Here is a 2,990-nt window from a genome sequence, read left to right on the forward strand (position 1 = left end):
GGGGCGCCCGAGGAGCTGCGGGCCGAGCTGCGCCGGCTGGCCAGCCGACAGCAGATCGCCCGCTGCGCGGCGTTGCGGGACCGGCCGGTCCGCTCGCTAGAGCACCGTATGACCGTGACCGCCAGCTCAACCGGGCGCTGCACACGATCGTGCTGGCCCGGCTGCGCGACGACCCTCAGACCCGCGCCTACCCCGCCCGGCGACGCGGCGAGGGCAAGAGCATCCGCGAGGTCCGCCGCTGCTTGAAGCGGGCGGTCGCCCGGCAGCTGTTCAAGCTGCTGGAACGCTATAGCCGCGTGGGTGTAGAGGTCATGTACGTCAGATGACAAGGGTCGCGGTCTGCGACTGCGTCGTCGTGCCCGCCCATCGCCTGGGCGGGAAGGTGTTCAGGTTGCCATATATAGTTGGTCGATATATCGTTGCTCGTATGGTTAGAGCATCCGGCTCGATGAGCCCACCGTCCTACTTCATCCTCGCCGGCCTCTTGGATGGTCCCCTGCACGGCTACGGGATCATCAAGCAGGCCGTGGAACTGTCTGACGGTCGGGTTCGGCTTACCGCCGGCACCCTCTACGGCGCCCTGGATCGGCTGGCCGAGGAGGGGCTCATCCTCGCCGACCGACAGGAAGTCGTGGAGGGGCGCACCCGCCGCTACTACCGCCTCACCGACAACGGCGTCCAGGCACTCCACCGTGAGGCAGCCCGCATGGAACAGGCAGCACGCGTTGTCACCCGACGGTCAGGGTCGGCTGTCACCACGCCGAGGCTGGCATGAGCGGGCGGCTGCGGCGCCGCTACGAACGGCTGCTGGTCACCTACCCGTCCGCCTACCGCAGGGCCCACGGCGAGGAGATGATCGGCACGCTCCTGGACGCCGCCCAACCCAACCAGCAGCTCCCCGCACCCCGAGAGGTCGCGAGTCTCCTGCTCGGCGGTTTGCGGACGCGAGCCCGTCAGGCGGCCATGGAGTCGCCGAGGCGGCTGTGGACCGACGGGCTGCAGCTTGGCGTCCTCCTGATCGTCATGGTCAACCTGGGCCACGCCCTCCACTCCCTGTTTCCGTTTCCGCTGTGGATCGCGCTAGTCGCCCTTGGCGCGCTGGCGATGCTGCGTGGCTGGACCCGAACGGCGCTTCTCGCGACCGCCGTCACCGCGCTGGCGGCGGCGCGGCCGCTCCTGCCGCAGGTGTCGCTGCCCTGGTGGCTGCCCGGCTACGGCGACTGGTCGGTGGTGGCCCGCTATGCCGTCCCTGCCGTGGTCCTGGCCGTCCTCGCCTGGCCCAGGATGGGCCGCCCGCGGGCGCGGTCCTGGTGGTGGTTGCTGTTGCCGGCGTCCGCGGCGCTTCCGCTTGAGGGCCAGGCATGGGCTCTGACTCAAGCTAGTCTGGAGGTCGGGCTGCTGCTGGTTGTGCTGGTGGTCACGGTCGGTGCGCTCGACCCTCGTCCCGCGATCGGGGCTGCCGTGTACCTGGCCCCCGGCGTGCTTCACGCCGTTGAGGAGAGCATCACCGCAGGCACGCCCAGCACCCTGGAGTTGGGCTATTGGGCGGGGTTGGCCGCCCTCATGGTTGCCCTCGCTGTGGTGGCCTGGCGAGCCAGGCGGCGGCAACTCAGGCAGCGAGAGCCCTGAGCCCGCTTCGTTCACGACGGGTCGGCACCCGGCAAGAGGCGCTGGACGCACTGTCCTGCCATCCACCTATTGACAGCACACATCAGCCTCGTAACACCGATGTTCGGTACGGCCGCTGGCTTGGTGGCTACCATGGCCTCCATGGCCTCCCCGATCTCGATCCGGCTGCGCGCGGCCTCGCCGGGGCTGCTGGCCCTGCCCTGGCTCGACCCCCTGGGGACGTGGCCGGAGGACGCGGCCAGCTTCCGTGACCTCAACGTCGGGCCCAGCCGCCACCTGGTCCGCTTCGTCGAGGTCGACTACGTGCTCTACGCCCTCAAGGAGCTGCCCAGCCGGATCGCCGAGAAGGAGTACCGGGTCCTGCGCGAGCTGCAGATCCGTGAGCTCCCGGCCGTGCAGCCGGTCGGCCTGGTCGACCAGCCCGACACCGGCAACTCGATCCTGGTCACCGAGTACCTGGAGCACTCCTGGCAGTTCCGGCGCCTGTTCCGGCGGCTGCCCCGCGAGCTGGTCAAGCACCGCGAGCGGCTGCTCGACGCCATCGCCGGCCTGCTCGTCGACCTGCACCGCGAGGGCGTCTACTGGGGCGACTGCTCGCTGTCCAACACCCTGTTCAAGCGCGACGGCCAGCTGCTCCAGGCGTTCCTGGTCGACGCCGAGACGAGCGAGGTCCACCCGGTCCTGAGCGACGGCCAGCGCGCCCACGACCTGGAGATCCTGGTCGAGAACGTCGCCGGCGACCTGGTCGACGTGTCCATGGAGCTGGGGGAGAGCGGCGAGCGGATCGACGAGGACCTGGCCGCGGCCGAGAGCATCGCCGAGCGCTACCGGGCCCTGTGGGCGGAGCTGACCCACACCGAGACGTTCGGGAGCGACGAGCGCTACAAGGTCGAGGCCCGGGTGCGCCGGCTCAACGAGCTCGGCTTCGCCATCGACGAGCTGGCCCTGGAGCCGGCCACCGCCGACCGCAGCACGCTCCGGCTCAAGGTCGCGGTGGCCAACCGCCGCTTCCACGCCCAGGAGCTGCACCGCCTCACCGGCCTGGAGGTCGGCGAGGGTCAGGCCACCATCCTCCTCAACGACCTGCGCGCCCACCAGTCGCGCCTGGCCGCCGAGCGGCCCGAGGCGGTGGCCAACGACGTCGTCGCCGGCTTCCGCTGGCGCACCGACGTGTTCGAGCCGGGCATGGCCAAGGCGGCCAAGGCCCTTGGCGACGTCGCCGACCCGATCCAGGCCTACTGCGACCTGCTCGAGGTCCGCTGGCTGCTGTCGGAGCAGGCGGGCCGCGACGTCGGCGAGGAGGCCGCCCTGGCCGCCCTGGCCGCCCGCGAGGCCCCCTCGGAGTCGGCCGCCCAGATGGT

At 70.9% G+C, this 2,990-nt stretch carries 4 protein-coding genes; all 4 read left to right on the top strand.

Going from position 1 to position 2,990, the window contains the following annotated elements; genetic code table 11:
- A partial coding sequence (locus VF468_00170; GenBank protein HEX5876741.1) for a hypothetical protein occupies positions 1 to 326 on the top strand: 326 nt, incomplete at its 5' end.
- 101 nt (positions 327 to 427) lie between these two features.
- A complete protein-coding gene (locus tag VF468_00175; GenBank protein HEX5876742.1) occupies positions 428 to 775 on the top strand; it encodes a PadR family transcriptional regulator in 348 nt (115 codons plus the stop codon).
- The gene (locus tag VF468_00180; GenBank protein HEX5876743.1) at positions 772 to 1,629 is read left to right on the top strand and encodes a hypothetical protein; all 858 of its coding nucleotides are present in this window, start codon (positions 772 to 774) and stop codon (positions 1,627 to 1,629) included. Before VF468_00175 ends, VF468_00180 begins: the two co-directional genes overlap by 4 nt.
- A gap of 141 nt (positions 1,630 to 1,770) precedes the next feature.
- Positions 1,771 to 2,990 (top strand): DUF4032 domain-containing protein (locus VF468_00185; protein ID HEX5876744.1); only part of this gene is annotated, 1,220 nt, incomplete at its 3' end.

This window comes from Actinomycetota bacterium (assembly GCA_036280995.1).
Lineage (GTDB): Bacteria > Actinomycetota > CALGFH01 > CALGFH01 > CALGFH01 > CALGFH01.